We start from the raw sequence: 24,482 nt of genomic DNA, 5'->3' as shown, positions 1-24,482 counted from the left end.
CCTATCCTTTCTTTCAAGTTTCTAAAAGAAAACGAGGGGATAAACAAACCCGGTTCATCCCCCCATTCAATTACTTCTTAACGTTTATTGAAACGTTCAAGAGCCCCTTGCTGGATTTTAATCGCTTCATCAATCCCCATGCTCTGAATCTTTTTCACATATTGATCAAAGTTACTGATCGGTTCGACCCCCATGATGAATTTCAACAGCATCTCATCTTGATACGTTTGGATGTCCGTTACAATGGATGCGAATTTGCTGCTTTCATCCTGCGTTGGAGAAACAAGCGGGATCTTCCGCTCAGCCGTTGGCTGCGACCAGACTTCCAGTGCTTTCTTCTGCTGAGGCAGAGCCAAATATTGCATTTGGAAATTATCGCTGAGGACAAAAGGACCACTCCATGTTGCCCGATTATACTTGGCAATGGCTTGCTGGATACTGGTTCCTGCCGGTGGATTCAAAATCTCAGGAAGGAAGGTTGCTTTGCCATTCTCCATCTTATAGCTAGTGCCCTCCACCCCGTAGTTGAAGAGAAGATCGCCTTTGTCACCGTAAGCATAATCCAGCCATTTGACGGTTTCGATCGGATTTTTATTGGCTGTCGAAATCGCCGCTCCAACGCCGTTATAGGCAAAATCCTTTTGTCCCCAAATCGCTTTATCCCCTGCTTTCAACACCGGATAAGGCGCCGCTTCCAGATCGAACTTGGGATCCTTGTCCTTCATGAGTCCTGCATATTTACCAATGCCTCCCCCATTAAATGAAGCGGTTGCTCCTATGAGATTGGTCGTCATTTTGTTATCGAACAGCTTATCGTTAGGCGCTGCGAAATCCTTATCAAGCAAACCTTCCTTATACCATTTGTTCATCGTGGCCAGGAATTCTTTGTATTCAGGCTGGATCGGACCGTATTTCACCTTTCCTCCGTCCTGGTAGAAGCTGTAGTTAATGCCCCAAGCTCCAAGGAAAGGCGCATCGGTGGCGAACAGATTTTTGTCCAAATAAATGGGAATCTCATCCGCTTTGCCGTTGCCGTTCGGGTCTTTTTCTTTAAATGCTTTTAAGACGGTGTACCATTCGTCGATTGTCGTCGGCATCTTGAGGCCCAGCTTATCCAGCCAATCTTGGCGGACTGATGGCCCGAAGAACACTCTGACTTTGTCATCTCCACGTAAGAATGGGAAGGCATAGATGCTTCCTTCATCTGTTGAAATTTGCTTTTTCCAATCTGGATGTTCATTCAGCAGCTTTTTTAGATTTGGTGCATATTTATCGATCAAGTCGTTCAATTTAATGATTTTTTTATCTAAAATAGCTTTTTCCGGCCCACCGGGATATCGGACGACCGCACCGCTAGTGGCTCCCCAACTCGCTTCAATAACATCCGGCAGCTCGTTTGTTGCAACCATTAAGTTGAACTGCTCTTGGGCTTGTGGAACTTCAAGGGGCGGATGTTGAAACTCAACCTTGACTCCGGTTACTTTCTCAAGCTCCTTGTACATCCCCATTTCAGCATACGTTTTCATCTGACCTGAAGCTGCCGGGTGATTCGGTACCCAGTACGATAATTTAGTCAATTTTGCCGGCTCAGCACTACTGCCCGTCTGTGGCGCAGCCGATGAACTTTCGGTTCCTGAATTACTGCTGCAGGCGGCTGCCGAAGCTACCAGAGTCGAAAGCAATACGATAGATCCAACTTGTTTCAAACGTTTCTTCATTCTTCATGCCTCCCTTTATATGAGTAACCCTAAGCTTGGTTGGCACCGCGATCGTCTTCCAGCACCTGCTTCCCAGTATGCTTCCCCAGCCCCGACCTGACTACTGCCTAGTTCTCATCCCCGTTGTATTTTAGTAAGAAATACGGGCGATATGAGAATTCATCAGTCCATCTTAGAAATCGGCAGTAGCCGGCGCTACAGAAATAAGCAGCCTCAAGAGGCTGCCTTTTATGCGTCTGAGCTAATGATTTCCGGCAACATCGTCTCCCGGTATTTACCCGGCGTTACGCCCTCGAGCTTTTTGAACGCCCGGATGAAAACGACATCATTGTTGTAGCCGATCTTTTGTGCGATCTGTACAATGGTCAGTTCTTTGTTCTCCATTAACTGCTTTGCTTGTTGAATCCGTTTATGCGTAATGTAATCCAGCAGATTCTGTCCCTGATGTTTTTTGAAGAAGGTAGAAAGATACTGCGGCGTCATTTGAATACGTTCCGCAATTTGTGCCACGCCAAGATTCGAGTCATCGAGGCGTTCGTGTACTATGCCAATAATTTCCTCCAGCCGCTGCGTACTATGACCGGATCGCTCCACATTAAACGAACGGGTAAGCGTTTCGTATAGCTCCTTCGTTTTCGAGTACATTCCCTGCGCAGTTGGATAACTGAACACTTCTTTGATCGGATCAAAGTCAGCGCCAAGCACATCTTCCTGATTCGTATTCGAAGAATTAACAATTTTCAAAAACGTACTCGTCACGTTGAAAAACAAACATTTGCCTAACTCGGGCGTCATATGACCGGAGTCAAAATTCATCGCATAAATTTTATTAAGTAGTTTTTCCACATTTTCGGTATCCCCGCTTCGCACGAAATTAATCAGCTGGATCTCACTTTCTAGCGGATAGTAGTAATGCTGCTTAACTTCGAGGATATCCTGAAAATGGATCGTGGCATGTTTCCCCAGAATCAGCCTATATTCAAGCGCTGCCAGTGCTTCAGGATAAGAGTCTCGAATGGCTTTGGGCCCTGAATGAATCCCGCCAACAGCAATCGTAATTCCAATCTGGAATCTTTGCGACGTGATGCTGAAGAGCGAATCCGCGATATCCCGTATATCGGATTCGACGAACTCCTTTCGATCGGATGCTAGATTCATGAGAAGCGCAATGCGATCTCGGTCTAGTTCGACCGAAAATCCCCGATGATTCGCCGCAATCAGATCCGTGCCAATATTTGAAATAATGAACCTTGCATGCGCCCATTGCTTCTCATCTTCTTCCTCCGCTAAAAACGGAATATCTTCAATCTTGACGAGCAGCACGGCAAAACAGTCACTTGTAAATTTCAAATCCATAAATTGCAGTGAATCCCCGTTTGCTGCCGACACATCAACATCCATGTGACCATTCAGAAGACGGGATAAATAGTTGGCCCGAATGAACGGAATTTGCTGCGTTAGCGTCATGCGTAGGTTCTTCTCTTCATGGATAGAGCCCTCGACGGTTTGCCGAATAAACTCGTATTCATTCGAGGCCGGGCGCCTGATCATCTCTTTTCCGCGCATAATCGCGTTTACGGTCTTTTGGAGAGGTTTGTATGTACGGTAGGCGCCTATGCTGACAGCCACTAAACCGCAAATTAAGCAAAGGATGAACAGGCCGATGGACCAGCTCTGGATTTGATTCACTTGCTGCATAAACACATCATTGGGCATGATCGAGACGTATTTCCAACCCGCTTTTTGCGAGGAGGTCACCGAAACCACTTGGTCAACCCCCGCGAGCCGGTAATTAAATGGGCCCGAACTCTCTTGAACGCGCTCTAACAAGTCGGATGGGAAAGGGGAATCGCTGTTGCTCATAATGGTTTTCCCGGCATGATCAATGATATAAACAGAGCTATGGCTCGCCGACTCCATCTGCGCGAACAATTCCTTGACTTGATCACCATCAATCAGCACGATGAAGCTTCCAAGATTTTGGGATTGCGATTGAACGGGAAGTGATTGCATATAAGTAATCACATTTTTTGGGACTTGCTCTTGCTCGTTGGATAAAGGAGTTGCCGGCAAATAGGACATTTTATGCTCCTTGTCCAGAAGCAGATGCCACTGCTCGTAAGGCATGTCCTTATAAGCGTAATAGATGGAATAAAACGTCCGCGAATCCGACACCAAGTCCGGTTTGACGATGGTATCGCTGTTTGCGAAGTAGACATAATAATCGAGGATAAAATTGCTGGTCATACTGTGATACTTACTCATTTTGTCGCGCATGAATTGGATGAATTCATATTTGTCCACATCATTTGGATGGGCAGGGATTCTAAGCATATAATCCAGCTTTGGGTCAAACACAACTTGGCGCATTAACGTATCCACTTCCGCCAATTTGTTATCCAGCGAAAGCTTCAACTGCTCGAGCATGGCCCCATTGGATCTTGTCGTGCTTCTCTCCAAGCTTTGTTCCACTTTCGTATACAGAAAAAGCCCCATTGCAAGCGGTATCAACAGTATAAATAAATTGGAGGCGATGATCGTTGAAAGCGCACTTTTGCGGCTATCGACCAGGCGTAAGATGAAGGGCAATTTCAATACAAACCCACCGTCCATTCCGTAAGCGAATTTATTAGAAATTGTATCTTCTCTTCACCAAAGTTGCAATACAACTTTTTGCACCAGCGAAGCAACGTGCGTGCCGTATTTTACTTAGCGGAACTGGAGGCCTCTATTTTGGCGAAAACTAGGTGTTTCCTCTCCGAGTGGAACTACAGGCGCTTATTTGTACTCCATGCCACGTTTTTCGCGTGAAATTGGCAAAATAGCGAACTGTAGTTCCCCTCACGTGTTGGAATGCTCCCTTTTCAGCGACATAGCGGATTGTAGTTCCCTCAAAAAAAATAACCTCCCCCTTATGCATGAGGAAGGTTTTTGGCGTTAGCTGAATGATTCGTTCGCTCTTCTATTTTTAAAGAAAGTAGTAAATAAATACCGAACAATCGGCCCTACAAGAATGAGTTGAAGTGGGAGAGCGAAAATGAAATTTTTAGCTACGATTATCAAATAACTTTCAAGCAGGGACGCGCCATTCAGCCCGTTAGAAAAATAAGCATTCCCTAACCCGTAAAGAGACACGCAAAGAACCATCCCACTCACCATAAAAAAAGCAAGAGACACGATCACCCATAGCTTCTTGGATTTGTCATAGGGTAACGAAAATGCCATTTTTTTGGCCACGGGACCGACGACAAATAACTCGAACAAGGATGCGATAACAAAGACTAAAATGAGTTGCAAAAGGATTTCTTTCAACGTTATCGTGCCTATCAAGCCATTGGTAAATAAATTATAAAACGTCATACCTAGAACCATTCCCAAACACATCATCAGACCAAAATAAAATTCTTCTTTCTTCGTCGTTGGCATTTTGCATCATCCTCTCTGTTTACTTTTGTAAGTATAGAGAAAATGAAAACCCTCGTGTAAGTGAACAATCCGTGAACATTTTGATGATGATGCAAAGGATCCGCCCCTATCGCGGAGCGGATCCTTTCGTTTACAAATCTGTTCGTAGACTCCATAATTCCGGGAAATAACGCTGCGCAACGACGTGTTTCAAATACTCCACACCAGCTGATCCGCCTGTCCCCGACTTAAATCCGATAATCCTTTCAACCGTTACCATGTGATTGAATCGCCATTGTTGTTGACGGCTGTCGATATCAACCAGCTTCTCCGCAAGTTCATATAGATCCCAGTAGCGTTCCACATCTTGGTACACAGTCAACCAGGCGGCTTTGACACTGGCATTGCCCTTGTATTCCTGCGACCAATCACGCTGCAAATGATCCGCATCAATTTCCAAGCCTCGCATAGAAAGAGCTTTAACCGAAGCGTCATACAGACTAGGTTCATGAAGAGCTTGGCTCAGTTGTTGGTGGAGCTCCGGTTGGTGCTCATAGACCGACAAAACCTTGGATTGCTTGCCTCCCAACATAAATTCGATAAGCCGATTTTGGAAGGATTGGAACCCGGATGAGCGGCCCAGGCTGTTCCGAAATTGCATATACTCAGCCGGTGTCAATGTCGACAGAACATCCCAGGATTGGATCAATTGCTGCTGGATTCTAGAGACGCGGGCTAACATTTTGAAAGCCGGCTCCAAGTTATTTTGCTGAATGAGAAGACGGGCAGCTTCCAACTCGTGCAAAATCAGCTTCATCCAAAGTTCACTGGCTTGATGGATGATGATAAACAGCATTTCATCGTGATGCCCGGATAGCCGTTGTTGACTGGACAACACTTTATCTAGTTGGAGATAATCCCCATAGGACATTTCTTTGGAAAAATCGCCATGAATGCTGGCGTCCGCTGCTTTTGACTGTGTTTGTTCGTGGTTCTCTGAATTGGACACGTGATTCACTCCTACTCTTGTTTTCGATTATTTCAAAGGGCTCAGTACGGCCCTGACAGGACTTCCATCCGCCTCAACTAGCGGTAGAGGAAGTGCGATTAATTCATAATCGCCAAGCGCAATGTTTGCCAGATCAATACCTTCCAGAATATGAATATCATTAGCATGCAGAGTATGATGCGCAGCCAACACCTTGCTATCAAGCGGATCAACAGAGGGAACATCCACGCCTATAAGCCGTATGCCCTTTTCAGCTAAATAAGGTCCTGCATCATCTCTCAGATAAGTGATGTCTGTAGGAAATTCATTCGGATTTGTCCAGGAATTTGTACGAATCAACAACCGAGTGATGCCGTCCAGCTCATACGCCTTCAACTCCTCTGCGCCGATGCTCGATGTACCCGATATCTCAATAACGCGCGCAAGTCCGATGTACAGCTCCAGATCCAGCTCCATGACCTTCCGACCTTCATTGTCAAAATGAAATGGCGCATCGATATGCGTGCCCGTATGGATACTCATTGTCAGTTTCCCAACATTCACGGAACCGCTTTGTTCCTTCGTCCAACTGACCTCGTAAGAGAATGGCGTGTCTCCTGGCCAAGTCGGCACCCCTGTTACCAATGGGCGAGAAATATCAAACATGAGTGTCATCCTTCCTTAAGCGACTACATCGCGCGTATTCTCGAACTTCTCGTATTGCTTTTCGACCATGATGGCTTTTAAACGCTGCACAGTCTCCCACACTTCATCGTAAGTTGTATAGAGTGCAACCGGAGCCAGACGAATAATGTTCGGAGCTCTGAAGTCCGGTACGATCTTATTTTCTTTTAATGATTTGCAAATCCGCGCCGCTTCCTCATGCTCTAAACAGACATGGCCGCCTCTACGCAGGTCATCCCTTGGATTCCCAATGGTGAAGCCCATTCCGGCCAATTCCTGTTCAATCAAATCGATCATATACGAAGTAATATGCAAGGATTTTGCGCGGAGCTTCTCGATGCCGGCCTCTGCGAACATTTCCAGAGAGCCAATAAGCGGAGCCATACTTAAGATATTAGGTGTGCCAATTTGAAAAGCACCTGCATGCTCCGCCGGAACAAATTGATGCTCCATATCAAATTGTTTGTCTTTCCGCGAACCGAACCAACCCGCTAGACCTGGCGAACGACCGAAATGTTTGCGGTTTACGTATAAGCTTGCTGTGCCGCCCGGCCCATTGTTCAAATATTTGTAGTTGCACCAAAAGGCAAAATCAACGTCCCATTGACTCAAGTGATGGGGAACGGCTCCGACCGAATGGCATCCGTCAAAGCCGATGAGTATTCCACGAGCATGAGCTTCAGCCGTTAAACGCTCTATATCGAGCAACTGACCGCTACGGTAGAGCACCGTCGGCAGAATGATCAATGCAACTTCGTCCGTCATAGCCGCAATGATATCTTCTTCTGCAATGATACGCCCATCACGGCTTTTCACTTGAATCAGATGCTCCGCCGGTTCGTATCCATGCAGTTGCAATTGACTTTGAAGGGCGTAAATATCCGATGGAAACGTCAATTCATCCGCCAAAATCTTCGTTTTTTTACCTTCAGGTTTATAAAAAGTCGCCACAAGCTGATGTAAATTCGTTGTTGTGGAACCCGTCACAATGATCTCATCTTCTGATGCGCCAACTAACGGTGCGCTTAAGGCTGCCAATTGTTCCGATAAATAAAACCAAGGGTATTGACCTTGCAGCCAGCCATCGATGCCTTGCGTTTTCCAAGCATCAACGACTTTCAGTAATGTTCGCTCTGCGCGTCTGGATAACAGGCCCAAGGAATTGCCATCCATATAGATCGATTCTGCATTCACATAGAATTCATCTCGAAAGCGGGCTAGCTCATCTTCGTTATCAAGTTGCCGGGCAAATTCTTGGGAGTAATAAAAAGGTTCTCTGGACATAAAGCCCTCCTTGTGGATTATAGAACTAGATCGAATCGTGCTTATCTTACTTAAAATAGTAGATGCCGTCAATTATTATACTACGGTTAATTAATGCGCGGACATAGCAGTCGCTATTTTGAGAAAAATAGGCACATCATCGCACTACGGACGGGCGGGACGGGCAGGACCGGAGGTTGACCTGCAAACATGCGAGTTGGCATGGTGTTGCAACGCCCCCCGACTGTCTAACGGACACAGACGCTCTTATTCGGCGAAATATAGCCGTTTTGAAAATCTAACGGACACCAGCGCTGCTATTTGCTTGTTTCTACCATGATTTCGCCCCGAAATCGGCAAATAACGGCTCCTGTGTCCGTTAGATATAAAACAGGACGATATTCTCGCTATTAACGTCTGTGGTGTCCGTTAGAATTGACTGGCGAGGCGCGACGGGCTCAAACGCAAAAAAAAGCCCCTTCAAGGGGCCTTTTCTATAAGTTATATCTTAGTTTCTCCGTTTTTAGAAACTAAGATTTAATGGAACCAACCATCATCCCTTTAATGAAGTGCTTTTGAAGGAATGGATACACCAGCATAATCGGGATCGTCGCTATGACGATCACCGCCATTTTCAGCCCTTCCGGTGAAATGGACAACAGCAATTCCGATGATACGTCGGCTGACCCCATGTTATCGGTAATAACAATTTCACGCAGCCGCACCTGCAGTGGAATCAGGGATCTGCTGGTGATGTAGTAAATCGCTTGAGAATACATATTCCAGTTCCCGACAGCGTACATGATGCCCATCGTCGCCATAACCGGCTTCGACAACGGCAGAACGACGCTCCAGATCATGCGGAACTCGCCGCATCCGTCCATTTTGGCAGAATCAAACATCTCCACAGGCAGCGTCATAAAGAAAGAGCGCATGACGAACAAGTTATAGGCACTAATAGCGCCTGGAATGATCAAGACCCACAGTGTGTCGAGCATATGCAGATTTTTTAGCAGCAAGTAATTGGGAATTAGCGGCGCATGGAAAATCATCGTGAACAGCACCAGTAACAGCGCTGGTTTTCTGTAAATATATTCAGCTCGGGACAATGGATACGCCAGGCTTGCCGTTGCGATTAAATTAATTAATGTGCCGAACACCGTAATGATGACACTGTTTCGGAATGAGATCCAGATCGACGGATCCTTCAGAATCATGTGATAATTTTCGAGTGTAAAACCAACTGGCCAGAATCCTACGTTTCCACTATTAATCGCAACCGCATTGCTGAATGACTGCGAAATGACATTCAAGATCGGAAGAAACATCGTAAGGCCGATTACAAGCAGAAAAATCATATTAAATAACTGAAATGCGCGCTGCCCTTTTGTTAAAATCACGTTCCCTTTTCCTCCTTATGACTGAACGCATGTTAGTACAAGCCGTTTCCAGTCGTTCTTTTACTGAGCGTGTTGCCAAGCATAATAAGCAATAAACCAATTACTGATTTGAAGAGTCCGATTGCTGTTGTATAGCTGTATTGACGATCAATAAGACCGGCGCGGTAAACGTAAGTATCCAGGATTTGACCATTCTCACTGTTCAGCGAGTTTAAGAAAACGTAGACTCTTTCAAACCCGAAATCCAGAAAGCTTCCGATATGCAATAAGAACAAAATTGTAATGGTAGGCACAATGGAAGGAAGAGTAATGGACATCATCTGACGGAACTTGCCCGCTCCATCAATTTCAGCCGCTTCATAGAGATCCGGGTTAATGCCAGCGATTGCGGCCAAGTAAATAATCGTTCCCCATCCGCTATCCTTCCATATTCCTGAAGTGATCAGAATCGAACGAATGTAGCTGTTTTCACCAAGAAAATAAATAGGTTCAATATGGAACAAGCTTAAGACGTGGTTGATAATGCCTGTCGTCGGTGACAGAATGCCGATTACAATCCCGCCAACAATGACCCAGGATAGAAAATGCGGCATATAGATGACCGTCTGCAGCACTCTTTTATACCCATTGAACCGAATTTCATTTAACAGCAGCGCGAGTATAATCGGTATGGGAAACGCAAAGAGCAAATCGTACATGCCGATCAATAGTGTGTTTTTTAAAATGGTAAGGAATTCATCATAAGCGAACATCCGCTTAAAATGTTCCAAACCAACCCATGGACTGCCGGCAATCCCTTTAAAAATGTTGTAGTTTTGAAACGCAATGGACGAACCGAGCAAGGGAATATATTTAAAAATGACAAAATAAATAAGTCCCGGAATTGAAATCACATATAAAGGCCAATGTTTCATGACAAAAGCTCTTTTCGCTTTTCTCGATGCAAAGGTATATACCGTCTGTCCTGCCGAATCTGTCTTTGAAGCCATGGTCGTCTTTCCTTTCTGTCCATCTAAATGTTTGATGGTCTCATCATACTATGGTCCCCAGAGTCAAACCATGGAGAAACTTCGTTTCTAGGTGTGTTTTTCAACAATTTGAAAACAAAAAAAACCTTGCCGCAGGCAAGGTTCATACAAGATATTCCAGTTCTACGTATCGCGTTATCTCAACCAATTTTGCCCCGAGCTGAAGTAGGCATTACCATGATGAGTTTGGTTCCCTTCTCCACTTCACTCTCGATCTGCAAGCCATACTGCTCGCCATATACCATCTGAATTCGTCGATGGACGTTGATGATTCCGATTCCGCCGATCCCGTTCGAAGAATCGTTCTCCTTATCCGCAAGCTGGTTTGTGTGCAGTTTCTCACGAAGTTCCTCCAGCCTGGACTCGCTGATGCCTAGACCATTATCTTCAACGCTCACCCAGAACTTATCCTCATCCTCACCGGCATCGATGCGAATATAATGATAGTCCTCCACACCGTCTGCAAAAGCATGCTGAAAAGCATTTTCAATCAGCGGCTGCAGGGTGAGACGAACCATGCTATTCAATAAATAATCTGGATGAATGCTTACATCCACTTCAAATTCCCGGCCGATGCGATGCTTGAGAACGACAAGATAGAACATGACATGTTTTAATTCATTGGAAACGGTTATCTCTTCCAGATTGGTCTGCACGGAATAACGCAGCATATAAGCAAGCGCTTTGACAATTTCATAGATTTCCTTCGAATCTCTTATGACCGCATAGCAAACAATCGTTTCTAGTGTGTTATATAAAAAATGGGGATTAATCTGCAGCTGCAAAGATTGCAGCTCTGCTTTCTGGCGTTCCATCTGGCTCTTCTGATCGCTGAGTTCGGCCTGGTAGACCTTATCTACCAGCTCCGAGAGGCGCGTCACCATCAAATTGTACCGGCTCATCAGCTCAGCAATCTCGTCCCGATGCTCTGGAAGCGGAATTTGGACCCAGTTCCCCTGCTCGGTTTGACGCATGGCACTTCTCAAGATGCGAATCGGCCCTGTAATCGATCTTCCGAAGCGGAAGGCGATCCATAACGCGATGCCCAGTGTAAAACATCCGACAACGATCGTCGTTGTCCGAATCGTATCGCTCGGTTTGCGCAGCTCCTTCACCGACATCGCAACGACCAGGCGCCAATCGCCGTAGGTGGATCGGCGGCTCATGAACATCTGCGGCTTATCATCAATCGCCGCCATGAAAGCGTGAGGACCAGCCTCCAGCACCTGACTCCGTATAGCTTCAGGCAGTTCCGTGGCGGTCTTATCCGCATCCGGCTGATATACATACTTGCCATTATCATCGGTAATAAAAAAGTAGCCGTCTTCTCCCAAATCTATGCCTTTCCACAACTCTGAAAGCTCAGCCGCCCGTAACTCCACAACAAGAATCCCTTTGGGTTCCGTTGAGGAAAGTCCACGAATCTGTCGGACCAGCGTTATATTTTGTTGTCCGGACAGAATGCTGTGGTTCAGTACGCTCAAGCTGCCATCCGGCTTCGTATTGGCTTTGAAAAATTCCAGCTGTTGCTGTGCTTCTTCCTTATTGAAAGATCCCCCAACGGTATCATTATAAAAATACATCGCATTTTGATTAAAGCTAATCATGTAAATATTGGAGATTTCCGGATTCCGCGCAAACGCCGGCTCAATGATAAGCTCCTTAATAAACTTTCTCGCCTCATAATAAGGGTAGCCCGTTTCCCCCTCAGGCAGATCAACGAACCTTTTGACATCATTGCTGCTCAATAACGAAACCATGGACCGCTCATAACTTCGAATATACAGATCTGTATGGTGTGCTGCGTTTCCTACCACCTGAGTTAGCTGCTTCTCCACAATTTGATCAAGCTCATTGGATGAACTCCAGTATGAAAACACACCGACACTCGTCAAAGAAATCATAATGACAACGAAATAGGATAAAAATAGCTTCGGATATAAATTGAATTTTTTCATTTCATCCCCAACGATTCCCGATAATCCGAGGGAGAGATACCAAAGACTTTCTTAAATGTTTTTGTAAAATGGGGATAATCATCGTAGCCCACTTCTGCTGCTATATCCACGGTTCGTTTATGAGGAATCGCCAGCAGCTCACGAGCTTTCTCCATTCTTTTATTAATCCGGTAGCTGACGAAGGTTTCATTGCTCATTTTTTTGAATAAGGTGCTGAAATAGTTCGGGGTAATCCCGACCATATCCGCGACTTCTTTTAATGAAATATCCACTGACAGATGATTATCTATATAGATTTTGGCTTCCTCCATAGGGTCCTTGAAGTTGCCCCGGCGGACAACCAAAATATCCATCATGACGGTTTGCAGCCGTTCCTCAAATTCTTTAAATAACTCCGCCTTGGAGGATGAGCGAAAATCTTCGGTTAAATCCACGTTGATTACACGGTTTTTCTCTTGAAATTGCTTGTGCAGCAGCACGGCCGCATCGAGGAGCTGACCTTTCAACTGAGCCGCAGACAAATGGGAGCAATCTTCTTTTAACTCCTCTATAATCTTCTGCAATTCTTCTTCCTGGAGTAACCAAATGCTGTTTTCTATCCGTTCAACCCATTCCACATAGCGGGATACAGGGATATACCCTTGTGTTTGCGATTTCATAATGATGTCAAAGACATCATGCAGATCCGGCGGTGTAACCGGCTTCAGCAGATAGTGCTTGACCCCGTAAGACAGACATTTTTGTGCATAATCAAAATCACTATACCCCGAAACAACGACCATCATAACATGGGGATATTTCTCGTATACGTTGCGGCAAAGCTCTAAGCCGTCCATTTTGGGCATTCGAATATCCGTTAGAAGCAGGTCCGGTTCGAACCGAGTCATTTGCTCCAAAGCATCAAGTCCATTCACAGCGGTTTCAATTTGTTGAAACTTGTGGATATAGCTCTGGGCCATCATCATCAAGCCGCTGCGAATTACCGGTTCATCATCTACAATCAACAGTCTCATGTTGTTAACGCCTCCACCTCTAACGTTTATCGAATAATACCGAAAAATACACCAAAGAAAAAGAGACTTGTCCGCCGGTTGCGGGGACAAATCCTTTTTCCTGTGAACTGAGCTTATTTTTTGTTGTTGGAAACGATAGCCCCATTGCCACTCTTGTAACGCTCAGTCGCTTCTTTCAGGATATCATTGCCGCCTTTTGTTTTGTATTCCTCAATCACTTTCGGCCAATCGGAAATTGGTTCCTTGCCGTAAATCATCTTAATCATATGATCAATAATTAATTTAGGTCCTACATCATCGCCTGCTGGCGCCACATCCGGATACTTCGAGAACGATTCAAGCTGCGGTACGAACCGAATAGAACCCAAACCTTCTTTGGAAACAATCGTATCCAAGTACTTAATCATGTCGCGTCCGTCCGCAGACATTTCTTCCTTGGCTTTATTGTACACTACATCGTGTACAAACCAGAACATACCGCGGAATTGATCTTCCTCAATCGCTGAGGTTTCTGTTGGAGGCGTAAATTTAATTGCGCCATTCTCCGTTGTATAATTTTCACCTTCAATACCGAAGGAGAAATATTTCTCAGCTTCCGGTGTCAGCATCCATTCCAGGAACTGAATAATCCGAATCGCTTTTTCCTTCGACACTTTATTATTAATGTAATAAGAAGTATTGATGCTGGAGTAGAGCAGATGTCCGCCGAAGTTTTCCGGTCCTCGAGGGGACGAAATAATCTCAATTTTCCCATCCGGCACAAGGTTCTTCAGTTTGTTACGGTAACCGGACAAGCTTTGGGCATTAGCTGACCACATGCCTACCTTACCAGCTTCGATATTCTTATTATAATCGGTTGAGCTGATGGATGCGAAATCTTTTGGAATTAAACCTTCATCAAACATAGTTTTAAAGGTTTGAAGCGCTTTGGTCATGTTCTCCACATCGAAAAACTTCGGTACGACTTGATCTCCTTTGACTTCGAATTGAGCAGGCAGCACGTCGAAGGCTCCTAGAATCGTATCTGCGTATTTGAAGTTTTCGCGCATTTGGTACGGGTTCTCTACCCCATTAGCCTTCAGCGCTCTCATTACGGCCAAGAACTCATCCACTGTTTTCGGTGCAGGCAGTCCTGTTTTTGCAAGCAGATCCGCTCTAATGAAAGTCGCACGGCGGGAAGGATTGGAAAGCCACGATGGAATACCGTAGATTTTGCCGTTAAAACTGGTTTCCTGCCACGCTTCCTTTGGCACCGCTTTCATTATGTTTGGAGCATACTGCTTCAACAAATCGTCCAAAGGCATGAAAACTCCGGCTTCAACAGAACCCGACATCCCTTTGGTCGTAGCTCCCCCAACATTTTGGACAAGATCCGGAATATCGTTGGAAGCAAACATCAGGGACATTTTTTGGTCAAAATCTTTGAGAGGAATCATGCGAAGGTCCAGATCTACATTCGTAAGTTCCTCCAGTTTTTTCACCCATTTTTCCTTATTCACATCTGCTGATTGCTCCGCATATTTGTAACCGCTTGTCGTCATGGACATGGAAAACTTTTGAACTTCATCTTTTTTGGCTGTTTCGCCAGACTTTGGATTTGTTGCTCCGCCGCCACAGCCCGAAAGCGCGCCAGCTGTCAACACCAGGGTTAATGCGATAACCATCCCTTTTTTCATTCTTTTCTGCCCCATTCTCTTATCGTAATTATCCAACGGAATTGGATATCTCCATCTTACCCTTCCTTGGATTGATGAGGAATGTGTTTTTTAACAATGGTGTTGTGTTTGTGTTAACACTTATTGAGCAATCACTCTATAAACGCTGCCCTGCTGCACCTTGAAGCTCGTTGTCTGTTCCCCATTGGAACGGGCGATTTCCTGATCGTTCAAGACAACGACAACCGACGATGAGGTGCGAATTGTACAATGATCATCCGTCGATGCCTGAATCGTCGCTTCGCTTAATTGCCCTTTTTCCCAAACCAAATCTACGACATACCCGCCTTGTGCTCTTAAGCCTTTGATCGTACCCGACGCCCAATCGCCAGGAAGAGCCGGCAGTAGATTGAGCTCACCCATGTGACTCTGAAGCAGCATCTCGGCGATACCTGCAGTTGCTCCAAAGTTCCCGTCAATCTGAAACGGTGGATGTGCGTCAAATAAATTCGGGTACGTCGATTTCTCAAACAGATTCAACAAGTAAGCAAGCGCAGAGTCACCATCTCCAAGTCGTGCGAACATGTTAATGATCCAAGCGCAGCTCCATCCCGTATGGCCGCCCCCGTTAGCCAGCCTGCTTCGCAACGTCATCTTTGCGGCTTCGGCCAAATCTGGCGTTGTATGAATGTCAATCTGTCTGCCAGGATGAAGCGCGAACAGGTGGGAAATATGCCGATGACCAGGCTCAGCTTCCACGTATTCCTCCATCCATTCCATTAACTGGCCATTCGCTCCGATCTGCGGCTGCGGAAGTTTCCCCATCCGTTCCGATAGTTGATCACGGAAGCCTTCATCGCATTGCAAGAGATGACTGCTTTTAATGCAAGCTTCGAACAAGGCATGTACAATTTGTGAGTCCATTGAAGGTCCCATGCATAGAGTACCTCGGAGCCCATTTGGCAATAGGTAACTATTTTCCGGAGAAATAGAAGGACCTGTCACCCACGTTCCATCCGGAGCCTCCGTTAAATAATCCATGAAAAATTCCGCTGCCTCTTTCAAAACAGGATAGGCCCGCTCACGCAAAAATTTCTCATTCCCTGTATAAGCGTAGTGCTCCCACAGATGGAGGCTTAGCCACGCTGCACCCATCGGCCAAAGGACACTTGTTGCGAGGATACCCTCTGGACGGGTTTCAGCCCATATATTCGTATTGTGATGGGCGACGAAACCTCTGCAGCCGTAAAGCGTCTTCGCAGTTATACTCCCTTTGACTCTCATTCTTTCAACAAGGTCAAACAGCGGTTCATGGCATTCCGATAACCCGCAAACCTCAACCGGCCAATAATTCATTTGGGTATTAATATTAATCGTATATTTCGACTCCCACGGAGGCGTAAAGCTATCATTCCAGATCCCTTGCAGGTTGGATGGCAGACTTCCAGGACGGGAACTCGCAATGGTCAAATAGCGGCCATACTGAAAGTATAACTCCGCAAGCAACTTTCTATGCTTCGGATTCCCCTCCACTACAACCTTCATGAGTTCGTCCGTTGCCAATGGCTGCTCCTCGTTCGAAGCTGACAAGCTAAATTGAACCCGGTTAAACAACGTTTGGTAATCATCGATGTGTCTTTGTTTTAGCTCCGAATACGTGTAAGCCCCGGCTTTCTCAAGCTGCTGCAAGCAGGCCGCCTCGGGATCAGCCTCTCGGAAGGTACTGCCCGCTGCAAACAAAAGCGTGACTTCCGAAGCGCCTTCCACGGAAATAAAATCGCCAATCGTCTGAATTACGCCGTCAGGAGTTTTAGCTTTGAGCACTCCGCTAAACTCCACACCGTCTCTGCCGCATTCTCCGTTCATGATAATGGTGTCCGAGGTCCGTGCATAACTATCTCCCTCATAAGGACGCCGATTTAAATTCATACAGAAAGTTAAACCGCCAGGTTTGCTGCAAGTCATATGGATCACCATCACTTGATCCGGATAACTTGTGAATATTTCTCTGCTATAAGCTGCATCGCCAACATTGAAGGCTACCCGAGTTATCCCTGTATGCAAGTCCAGTTCACGCAGATAAGCATGGACGTCCCCTTGCAGATCCGTGAAAAACAACTTCATCTCCCCAAGAGGCTGATACGGATTATAATATTTGGGCGTAGAAAACATAGACATCCTAGTCAGATAGGTTGCCTTTTCCACATCCCCGTCAAACAACAGCTTGCGAATGTGTGGGAGCTGCTGCAGCGCATCCGGGTTTTCGCCCTCTTTTGGCCCGCCGTACCAGATAGAGTCTTCGTTTAACTGAATCTTTTCCTCCTTAACCTGGCCAAAAACCATTCCGCCCAAGCGGCCGTTTCCGATCGGCAATGCTTCCGTCCACTGTTTTGCAGGCTCCCGATACCATAATTTGAGCTCCTTATTTTCCCCAGCTTTATGAGTTTTCATAATGACTCCTTGTCATAATCGTTTTTTTTGGCATGACAGCACACGCTGCCTTGAATCTTCTCGAAGCTTTCTACCTTAAGGATAGCTTAACAAAACCCAAACGACATATGTTTTGCCAGATTACGATAAAATGTTGCTGTATTATGATTTGAATTCCGATTAAAGGTTTGCTCAAGGGAACTGGAGTCCTCTATTCGGACAATAACCTACCGTTTCCTTCTTTGAGCGGAACTACTGGCTCTTATTTGTCCTTTGTGGCGCGTTTTCAGGTTGAAAACGACAAAATAGCGAACTGTAGTTCCCCTTCATATTTGTTAACATATCAATTCCGGTAAATAGCGGACTGTAGTTCCCTTTCACAAAAAAAGTGCCAAGCAGCATCCGCTCGGCACTCTCCCCCATGTTCGATCTCATCGCTCGAAATAAATATTCGGAGCATCTGGGACAACAGTTTGATTTTGTTGTTTATTATAAATTCTATAGAGCATTACAGCCGCTTCCGCTCTAGTCGCATAGCCAGTCGGATTCAGCCTGTTTCCGCTGCCTTCCACAAATCCGCTTTTTATCAATGCAGCAATATCATTTACCGCGTATGAAGCTACATACGACTTGTCGCTAAACGCTTCAAGATCACTTGCCACTCCTTTGGCAACTTGGATGCTTGCTGCGCCCATTGCTCTTGCAAGAAGCACCATCATGTCCTGCCTGGAGATTTGTTCATTCGGATTAAATGCCCCGTCCCCTTGACCTTCTGCTAAGCCAAGCTGTTTTGCGATTCCAACCGCTTCATAGTAGTAGTCAATAGGGTGCACGTCACGGAAGTTCGTCGTCACATCGGCGTTAAAATCGAAAGTCTTCGTTAACAACATCATGAAATCAGCGCGACTTATATTCGCCGCTGGTTGAAATGACGTATCCGAAGTGCCGGATATAATCCCCTTGGATGCCATCACTTCAATCGGCTTTCTTGCCCACTCGACCGTACTCAAGTCAGCAAAACTCTTCTGCTGATATCCTACAGCAAATGTACTGAAATGTGTGGTTCTAAACGTCACTGTCCCTGTTGAAGCCTCATATTTCCCGCTTGGAACGGCAAGCACTTCACCCGCATGATCAATATACCATACGACAATGTGCTCTGGATCTTTTAACTCTTCTTCAGTAGGTTGATACGGAATTGCAACGGTAACTACCGTACTAGAATTATTAAAATCTACAGCTTTTCCGTCGACTACGAGGCTTAGCTCAAGAACGGGTCGATGACCGATTTGATCTTTCATATCGTCCGGAATGCTGCTCCTGTCGGCATTAGCTATGACGAAACCTACTTCTGTGGCTGAATGGAGATCAACATTGCCTAACAGTCGGTTAGGAATCGTTATCGATCCAAACTCCGTTACAATCGTTATTCGTTTCTCAGCAGTCGTTAAGAACATGCTTGCCGGCGTAAACAATTGATACTGTTTGGCGCCTTCGACAGGTTGGATCTCAACAACCAACTGACTATCGCCGGTCGAAAAGGCTTTGTCTACCGCTTCTTTTTCCAGCTTAGCCGAAACGATCCCGCTGGTTGGATCCACCACAACGTGAGGGTTAGACTTCACTTCAGGCTCAACAATGCTTGCCTGTGGTGCAGCAGTTGATGAGTCACCGCTATCAGGAGTCGTTGGATCTGGCGTTGGTGTAGGAGGAGAAATAACCTTCACCTCAAACGTTGTGCCAAGCACTTGATCTGACTGTTCTACGTTAACATTAACAAAATAAGTGCCATTAATTTTTTGCTTCAACACATAGCTGAATTGGTATGAGCCGTCTGCGCCAATTGCGGTTTGGTCTAATAAATCCAACTGATTCAGTGGGTTGATTACTTGCAAGCTAACGAGCTTACCCGCCTCCGAGCTTAATTGGCCGGATATGGTCACTCGGCCATCTTGCTCATGATAAGCTGCACGAACGTCAACCGGAGAAGCCACTGCGGACACAATCATCGCGCCTGCACACACCATAACGGCTAGTATTACAATCGTCCAATTTCGCAAACTCTTCAAGCATAATCCTCCTCGGAATAAGGAGACATAGAAAGGGATGCCACTAACAACCCTCCCTACGCCTCCCATCGCATGATTAAAATAACAACTCTAAGGATTGATAATTTCGTTTGAGATTCTGATTCGACTGGATGTGTTATTCCAGACAAAAGCTTTTAATTTGTACCCGATCACAATATCAGGCACCCTCATAATGGTCTTCATTTGCTTATCTTCACCAGCGGAGAACGAACTTGACACAAAGGAGTACCGGACCATCCGGTTTTGCTGGTCAAACAGCCCAAGGACAAGCACACCGTTCTGACCTATTGCCGAATTGTTTTGAACAGACATGCTTACTACAACATCGGTGGAGCCAATTAGGCCGGATACCGCATTCCCGCTACGATCTGTCAGAGATAAGTCTTTTACGCCAAACAGCTGGTCCCCCCAGTTTTTCATATAATTCACCTGATAAGTTTGCGTGCCAACGTTTTGATAGTCATCCACACTTTTTACTTCAATTACGTTCATGCCTTCCTTCAAAGTCATAGGAACAGTAAACGTCACGTTATTTAATGTTCTAACATTGTTGAGAACGTCCGTACCATTGATTTTGACTGTTACGTTAGCATCCCTATTAATGCTGCCTAATAATGAATAGGCTGGCGAATCAACAACCATGGGGATATCGACAGAAGGTGTAAATATGACTGCTTCTTTATGATAAGTAACCACAATCGTCTTGGAGCTTGAAACGTTGCCGAACAGCTCTTCATTCGATGCCGATACGACAATCGTATTCACTCCTTCGTTTAAGGTAATCTTTTTAGAGAAAGGCTCGCCCGCTTCTGTATATACGGCCTCCACGACCGAAACTCCGTTATTGATTACAGCTATTTTCGCACGATCTGTGACAGTCCCCGAGAGGGTATAGTCCGGGATCTCAACACTGTCGCTTACATCATTATCAAGAGTAAACTGCGGCGAAGATGACAGATGAAGATTCGTAAAGCTGGCTGACATTAAATAATCAATGTTTGTGGTTGTTTTCGCTCCGTCCACGGCCATGCCGACATAAACTGTCTCCCCATAATCGACAACATTGGAAGCAACCAAAGACCAATCGATGCCATCTTTCGAAACATAGCCGGATACTGTGTTTTCTTTGCGTTCAAGTTTGATCCAGTATGGTGCTTTCAAGGTCGTGCTTCTTCGCAACTGCTCGGTATACCCGCTCCCGGTTTGGCTGCGGTTGATGACTGAAATCTTTCTACCGCTCGTATCCACGCTGAAATCATCGGTTGGATCCGTAGACAAGAAGACCCCTGTTGCCTTCGATGATGGATCGAGGCTCTCGCGCATCATAAACCCAGCCTTAACATCCTCATCGTATTCCGACTCATAGGCGACATTCGCATAAATTTCAAAGTTGCCTTTAACCGGTTTATAGGCATAATGGAATGAGTCTGTCGTGCCCTTAATGTTGATTTCGCCCGATCCCTTCACTTTGTACACAGTACCGGTTACGTTGGCGGTTCCTGGAATCTTAACAGTGCCAATATCTTGAGACACCCATGACTCCAGATTTTCAGGTCCGTTTACATATGTAATAACAGGCTCTGACAAGGTCGTTACCCCGTTATTATCAATTGCTCTTGCATAAATGTAATGCTGGCCTTCTGGAGCGTTCTCCCAAGTAAACTCGAAAGGTTCGCTTACATCTTCATTAATCTTCTTATCCGCATCATAAAAAATCACCTTAGCTATCGATTTTCCGCTGGCACCTGCAGCTGCTGCACGAATATTGATCGGATCGTTTATGAGGTATGCCTGGTGCATCACCGGTGTCTCGATAGACACGGTCGGATTCAGTGGCACAGGTACATCAGCCAACGCGTTGATGTAGTCCTCAATATTGGTATAACCATTCCCGTTAATATCCCCAAAACTGCCGTTGACGTTGCCTGGGATTTTATTTCCAGCAGCATCCAAACCGTTATCGTTTGGATCTAATCCATTGGCAAGTTCCCATTCATCCGGCATTCCGTCACCATCCGTATCAATCGGTGCAGGGGCCGACAACAGCTCCGGTAAACCGCCATCGTACGCAATCTTGTTGACGGTTCTTCCGGTTCCATTCTTTACCTCACCAACGATACGAGCATCAAGCGAATCCCGCTTCGGAAGCGAAGCTCCGCCATGCAGTAGCACTTTCTCATAGGCCGCTTCAGCCGTATCCGTCGTTGTCGGTCCTCCAACCAGATCATTCGCATCCGGGTAGATGAAAGGCGTTGTTTTGAGCGTAAACGTTGAATCCGGGTTAATTGCTTTATAAGAACCGTTCGCATTTTTCACCAAGTTATTAGCTGTTACTTCAGGATCGCCTACTACATAATTCCCATTGATATAAAAAGCTCCGCCGCCTGCATCGCCAGCCGAAGGCGCGACAATTCGGTTAAAGGCGCTATACGTATTAGGCCCTGGCTTATAGTAATTGTTGATCATATTAATGCCTGTTGCCATTTCCCCACCATATGCCGTATTGCCGCCCCAGTTATAAATAACGTTGTTCCGATAGTCAATCTTCTGGGGGTAATTCACGATATCCGTCGCCCGTGCAAACCGAACATTACGGTTAATGTGGTTCGTAATTAAATTATGGGCAAAGGTAATATTCGATCCTCCCCAGATCCCCCCGTAGCCATGAGGACCCTTCGTGTGAATGGAGTGGTTTAGGCTGTCCGTGATAAAACTCCATTGGAGCGTGAAATTCTTATTGTTCTCCGAAGAGAATAATTCATCCGTACTCCAACTCCCTGAAACGTGGTCGATCATGACGTTATCTCCCGTGATGTTGAACGTATCGTCCAATTCAACTTCGCCGCCCCAGAATCGCATATATCTGACAATAATATTGCCTCCAGCTGTACTTGTTCCACTGCCAACTTTCACCGCATAACCACTCAGGGCGATACCGTCGCCAGGGGCTGTTTGACCTGCAATCGTAAGGTTGGGTTGACCGATTGTCAGAGGTCTGGCCAAATGGATGACGCCGGAAACACTGAAAATGATCATCCGGTTCGGCTGACTTACCGCATCGCGAAACGAACCTGGGATAGCAGGCGTGCCGTCCGCATAATCCAACAGGTTATTCACCACATACACGGAGCCACCGCGACCGCCTGATACATACATACCGCCGCCTTCAGCGCCAGGAAATGCCGGTGTTCTTGTCTTTTCAGCAGGATCTATTTTGATAGCAGTTGCTCCACTTGTGCTTGGAGTCCCTAAAGCGTCAACATAACGATATTCAATACGATGTGTACCTGTATCGCTTACGGCGAATTCTTTGGTATAAAATGCCCACTGTCCACCATCGATACGGTACTGCACACGATTCGCCGCAGGAGCCTCGTTATTTACTTCCATGTAAACGAGGACTGGTTTGGTATAAGAACCCAAAGTTCCATCTGGCCGTGCAGGATCAACAATTGGCACCACAGATTCAAAAAGTTTGGGATAAATGACTCTCTGGCTAGGGTCCCATCCTCCAAATAGCCATGGCATCGTGAATTGGTTAGCTTGTTCCGCTGTCATAGCAAAATGGCTAGGATCGGTATCATCCTGCAGCTTGCGCGTGGATGGGCTTGCTCCAGGACCTGAGCTATTGTACTCGTAATAATGGTAAGTCAAATTATCCGTCATCACCGTCCAACCGTCCTGGTGAATATGATCATCCATCCAAGTATTGATAAACCGCACGGTTGGTTGGTCCTGCCAAGGTCGGCCTAAATAATGTTTCCCCTGTGTGCTAGCGTCCTTTAATAGACGAGAGTTCATAAACACGATCCCGGGAAGATCGCCTGTTGGATTCTGCGTAGCTGCAGCTGTGATGTATCCTCCTGAACGCGAAGGACCATTTATACTGATAATGTCAGAGTGATCAAAAACAGCCGCAGTTGCCGGTCCATAAATAAAGTCAACGGAACCCTTGATCTCGCAATTGCGATAATATTGCCTGCTAGTTTTATCGTAGTAGGTGACGCCTGTGTAAAGCGTGTCTTGGTAACCGACAAATCGGACATTCTCAAAGACAACTTGATCTGCAATGACACGTGCGGCCAATGCCCGGCCTTTCGTAACGTCGGAGGAGTTCTCGATGGTTAAGTTGGCGGCATAAAAATTATTCGCTACGGTTCTTGTGCCATCCGATCGATCCTTGGTTCCTCCGACTGTAAGCGTCGCTGTATCTAAAGCCGCTAAGGTCGAGGTCGCGCCGCTTGAGGTCGGTGTGAATTCATTGTCATTATAAAAGATTTTCGTTTTATCCTTACCTGCGCCTATTAAAGCTACATAAGGCACAGTGACAGAAATTTTTTCGTTATATGAACCTTCTTTGATGTAGATAATCTTTCGAGATGCGTTGTTGCTGGGGATCGATTCAAGAGCTGATTTAATACTGGAGAAATCGCCGGTTCCGTTCTGAGCCACGGTCAAAACCATAGCAGGATTTGCAACAATTTCCTCGCTGGCATTAATCTCTCCGCTTGCACTCAACGCAGTAACCCTATAGTAATAAATAGTGCCATTCGTAACGCTTGTATCCACATACGAAGACGCAGTTATAGAGCTAGTTAAAGTCGTAAAAGTGCCACCGCTTTCCGTACTTCTTTTTACAGCATACGTAGTTGCGCCAGATACAGGGGACCACGACAGTTCAACACTGCCGTCATTGGCAATCGCAGCTGCATCTATCGGTGCTGTCACCTGGGTTTGATTACTGGATGTCGGTGCAGCAGCATTCACAACGTTCACTGCAGGAAATAGATGAACATTCAACATGAGTAAAAAGCTTATCCCTAACGTTAGGGCTTTCTTCATGATGCTTT

14 protein-coding genes are annotated in these 24,482 nt (G+C 45.9%); all 14 read right to left on the bottom strand.

Annotated features, from left to right (window positions below):
• Nucleotides 1–77: 77 nt before the first annotated feature.
• Nucleotides 78–1,718, bottom strand: a complete 1,641-nt coding sequence (locus ACUN27_RS10900; RefSeq protein WP_315955410.1) for an ABC transporter substrate-binding protein — start codon at nt 1,716–1,718, stop codon at nt 78–80.
• Between the two features lie 228 nt (nt 1,719–1,946).
• Nucleotides 1,947–4,331 (bottom strand): helix-turn-helix domain-containing protein, encoded by a 2,385-nt coding sequence (locus tag ACUN27_RS10895; RefSeq protein WP_445558879.1) that lies wholly within the window; start codon nt 4,329–4,331, stop codon nt 1,947–1,949.
• Nucleotides 4,332–4,655: 324 nt separating this feature from the next.
• A complete protein-coding gene (locus ACUN27_RS10890) occupies nt 4,656–5,144 on the bottom strand; it encodes a hypothetical protein (RefSeq protein WP_445558878.1) in 489 nt (162 codons plus the stop codon).
• 130 nt (nt 5,145–5,274) lie between these two features.
• Entirely contained in the window at nt 5,275–6,132 is an 858-nt protein-coding gene (kynA, locus tag ACUN27_RS10885; RefSeq protein ID WP_315955413.1) for a tryptophan 2,3-dioxygenase, read from the bottom strand.
• A 27-nt stretch (nt 6,133–6,159) separates the two neighbouring features.
• Nucleotides 6,160–6,786: an arylformamidase gene (gene kynB, locus ACUN27_RS10880; RefSeq protein WP_315955414.1), complete on the bottom strand. Its 627-nt coding sequence runs from the start codon at nt 6,784–6,786 to the stop codon at nt 6,160–6,162.
• A gap of 6 nt (nt 6,787–6,792) precedes the next feature.
• The gene (kynU, locus tag ACUN27_RS10875) at nt 6,793–8,079 is read right to left on the bottom strand and encodes a kynureninase (protein WP_445558877.1); all 1,287 of its coding nucleotides are present in this window, start codon (nt 8,077–8,079) and stop codon (nt 6,793–6,795) included.
• Nucleotides 8,080–8,588: 509 nt separating this feature from the next.
• On the bottom strand, nt 8,589–9,416 hold the full coding sequence (locus ACUN27_RS10870; RefSeq protein ID WP_315955501.1) for a carbohydrate ABC transporter permease: 828 nt from the start codon (nt 9,414–9,416) through the stop codon (nt 8,589–8,591).
• Between the two features lie 74 nt (nt 9,417–9,490).
• Nucleotides 9,491–10,447: an ABC transporter permease gene (locus ACUN27_RS10865; RefSeq protein ID WP_445558876.1), complete on the bottom strand. Its 957-nt coding sequence runs from the start codon at nt 10,445–10,447 to the stop codon at nt 9,491–9,493.
• A 179-nt stretch (nt 10,448–10,626) separates the two neighbouring features.
• Nucleotides 10,627–12,444 carry a cache domain-containing sensor histidine kinase gene (locus tag ACUN27_RS10860; protein ID WP_445558875.1) on the bottom strand — a complete coding sequence of 606 codons (1,818 nt, stop codon included), beginning with the start codon at nt 12,442–12,444 and terminating at the stop codon, nt 10,627–10,629.
• Nucleotides 12,441–13,457 carry a response regulator gene (locus ACUN27_RS10855; RefSeq protein ID WP_315955418.1) on the bottom strand — a complete coding sequence of 339 codons (1,017 nt, stop codon included), beginning with the start codon at nt 13,455–13,457 and terminating at the stop codon, nt 12,441–12,443. The genes ACUN27_RS10860 and ACUN27_RS10855 overlap by 4 nt, the downstream gene beginning before the upstream one ends.
• A 113-nt stretch (nt 13,458–13,570) precedes the next feature.
• Entirely contained in the window at nt 13,571–15,133 is a 1,563-nt protein-coding gene (locus tag ACUN27_RS10850) for an extracellular solute-binding protein (RefSeq protein ID WP_315955419.1), read from the bottom strand.
• A 120-nt stretch (nt 15,134–15,253) separates the two neighbouring features.
• On the bottom strand, nt 15,254–17,563 hold the full coding sequence (locus ACUN27_RS10845) for a glycoside hydrolase family 95 protein (protein ID WP_445558874.1): 2,310 nt from the start codon (nt 17,561–17,563) through the stop codon (nt 15,254–15,256).
• Between the two features lie 410 nt (nt 17,564–17,973).
• Nucleotides 17,974–19,611 carry an S-layer homology domain-containing protein gene (locus ACUN27_RS10840; protein ID WP_445558873.1) on the bottom strand — a complete coding sequence of 546 codons (1,638 nt, stop codon included), beginning with the start codon at nt 19,609–19,611 and terminating at the stop codon, nt 17,974–17,976.
• A 90-nt stretch (nt 19,612–19,701) separates the two neighbouring features.
• Nucleotides 19,702–24,474 carry a pectinesterase family protein gene (locus ACUN27_RS10835; protein WP_445558872.1) on the bottom strand — a complete coding sequence of 1,591 codons (4,773 nt, stop codon included), beginning with the start codon at nt 24,472–24,474 and terminating at the stop codon, nt 19,702–19,704.
• Nucleotides 24,475–24,482: the final 8 nt, after the last annotated feature.

The organism is Paenibacillus sp. WC2504 (genome assembly GCF_052682475.1).
This window is presented reverse-complemented; position numbering and strand designations above follow the sequence as displayed.

Excerpts from the sequence above, each read along its gene's own strand:
- ACUN27_RS10890 (WP_445558878.1), bottom strand. The coding sequence starts at position 5,144 with ATGCCAACGACGAAGAAAGAAGAATTTTATTTTGGTCTGATGATGTGT.
- ACUN27_RS10835 (WP_445558872.1), bottom strand. The coding sequence starts at position 24,474 with ATGAAGAAAGCCCTAACGTTAGGGATAAGCTTTTTACTCATGTTGAAT.
- ACUN27_RS10895 (WP_445558879.1), bottom strand. The coding sequence starts at position 4,331 with ATGGACGGTGGGTTTGTATTGAAATTGCCCTTCATCTTACGCCTGGTC.
- ACUN27_RS10860 (WP_445558875.1), bottom strand. The coding sequence starts at position 12,444 with ATGAAAAAATTCAATTTATATCCGAAGCTATTTTTATCCTATTTCGTT.
- kynB (WP_315955414.1), bottom strand. The coding sequence starts at position 6,786 with ATGACACTCATGTTTGATATTTCTCGCCCATTGGTAACAGGGGTGCCG.
- ACUN27_RS10850 (WP_315955419.1), bottom strand. The coding sequence starts at position 15,133 with ATGAAAAAAGGGATGGTTATCGCATTAACCCTGGTGTTGACAGCTGGC.
- ACUN27_RS10900 (WP_315955410.1), bottom strand. The coding sequence starts at position 1,718 with ATGAAGAAACGTTTGAAACAAGTTGGATCTATCGTATTGCTTTCGACT.
- ACUN27_RS10865 (WP_445558876.1), bottom strand. The coding sequence starts at position 10,447 with ATGGCTTCAAAGACAGATTCGGCAGGACAGACGGTATATACCTTTGCA.
- kynU (WP_445558877.1), bottom strand. The coding sequence starts at position 8,079 with ATGTCCAGAGAACCTTTTTATTACTCCCAAGAATTTGCCCGGCAACTT.
- ACUN27_RS10870 (WP_315955501.1), bottom strand. The coding sequence starts at position 9,416 with ATGATTTTTCTGCTTGTAATCGGCCTTACGATGTTTCTTCCGATCTTG.
- ACUN27_RS10845 (WP_445558874.1), bottom strand. The coding sequence starts at position 17,563 with ATGAAAACTCATAAAGCTGGGGAAAATAAGGAGCTCAAATTATGGTAT.
- ACUN27_RS10855 (WP_315955418.1), bottom strand. The coding sequence starts at position 13,457 with ATGAGACTGTTGATTGTAGATGATGAACCGGTAATTCGCAGCGGCTTG.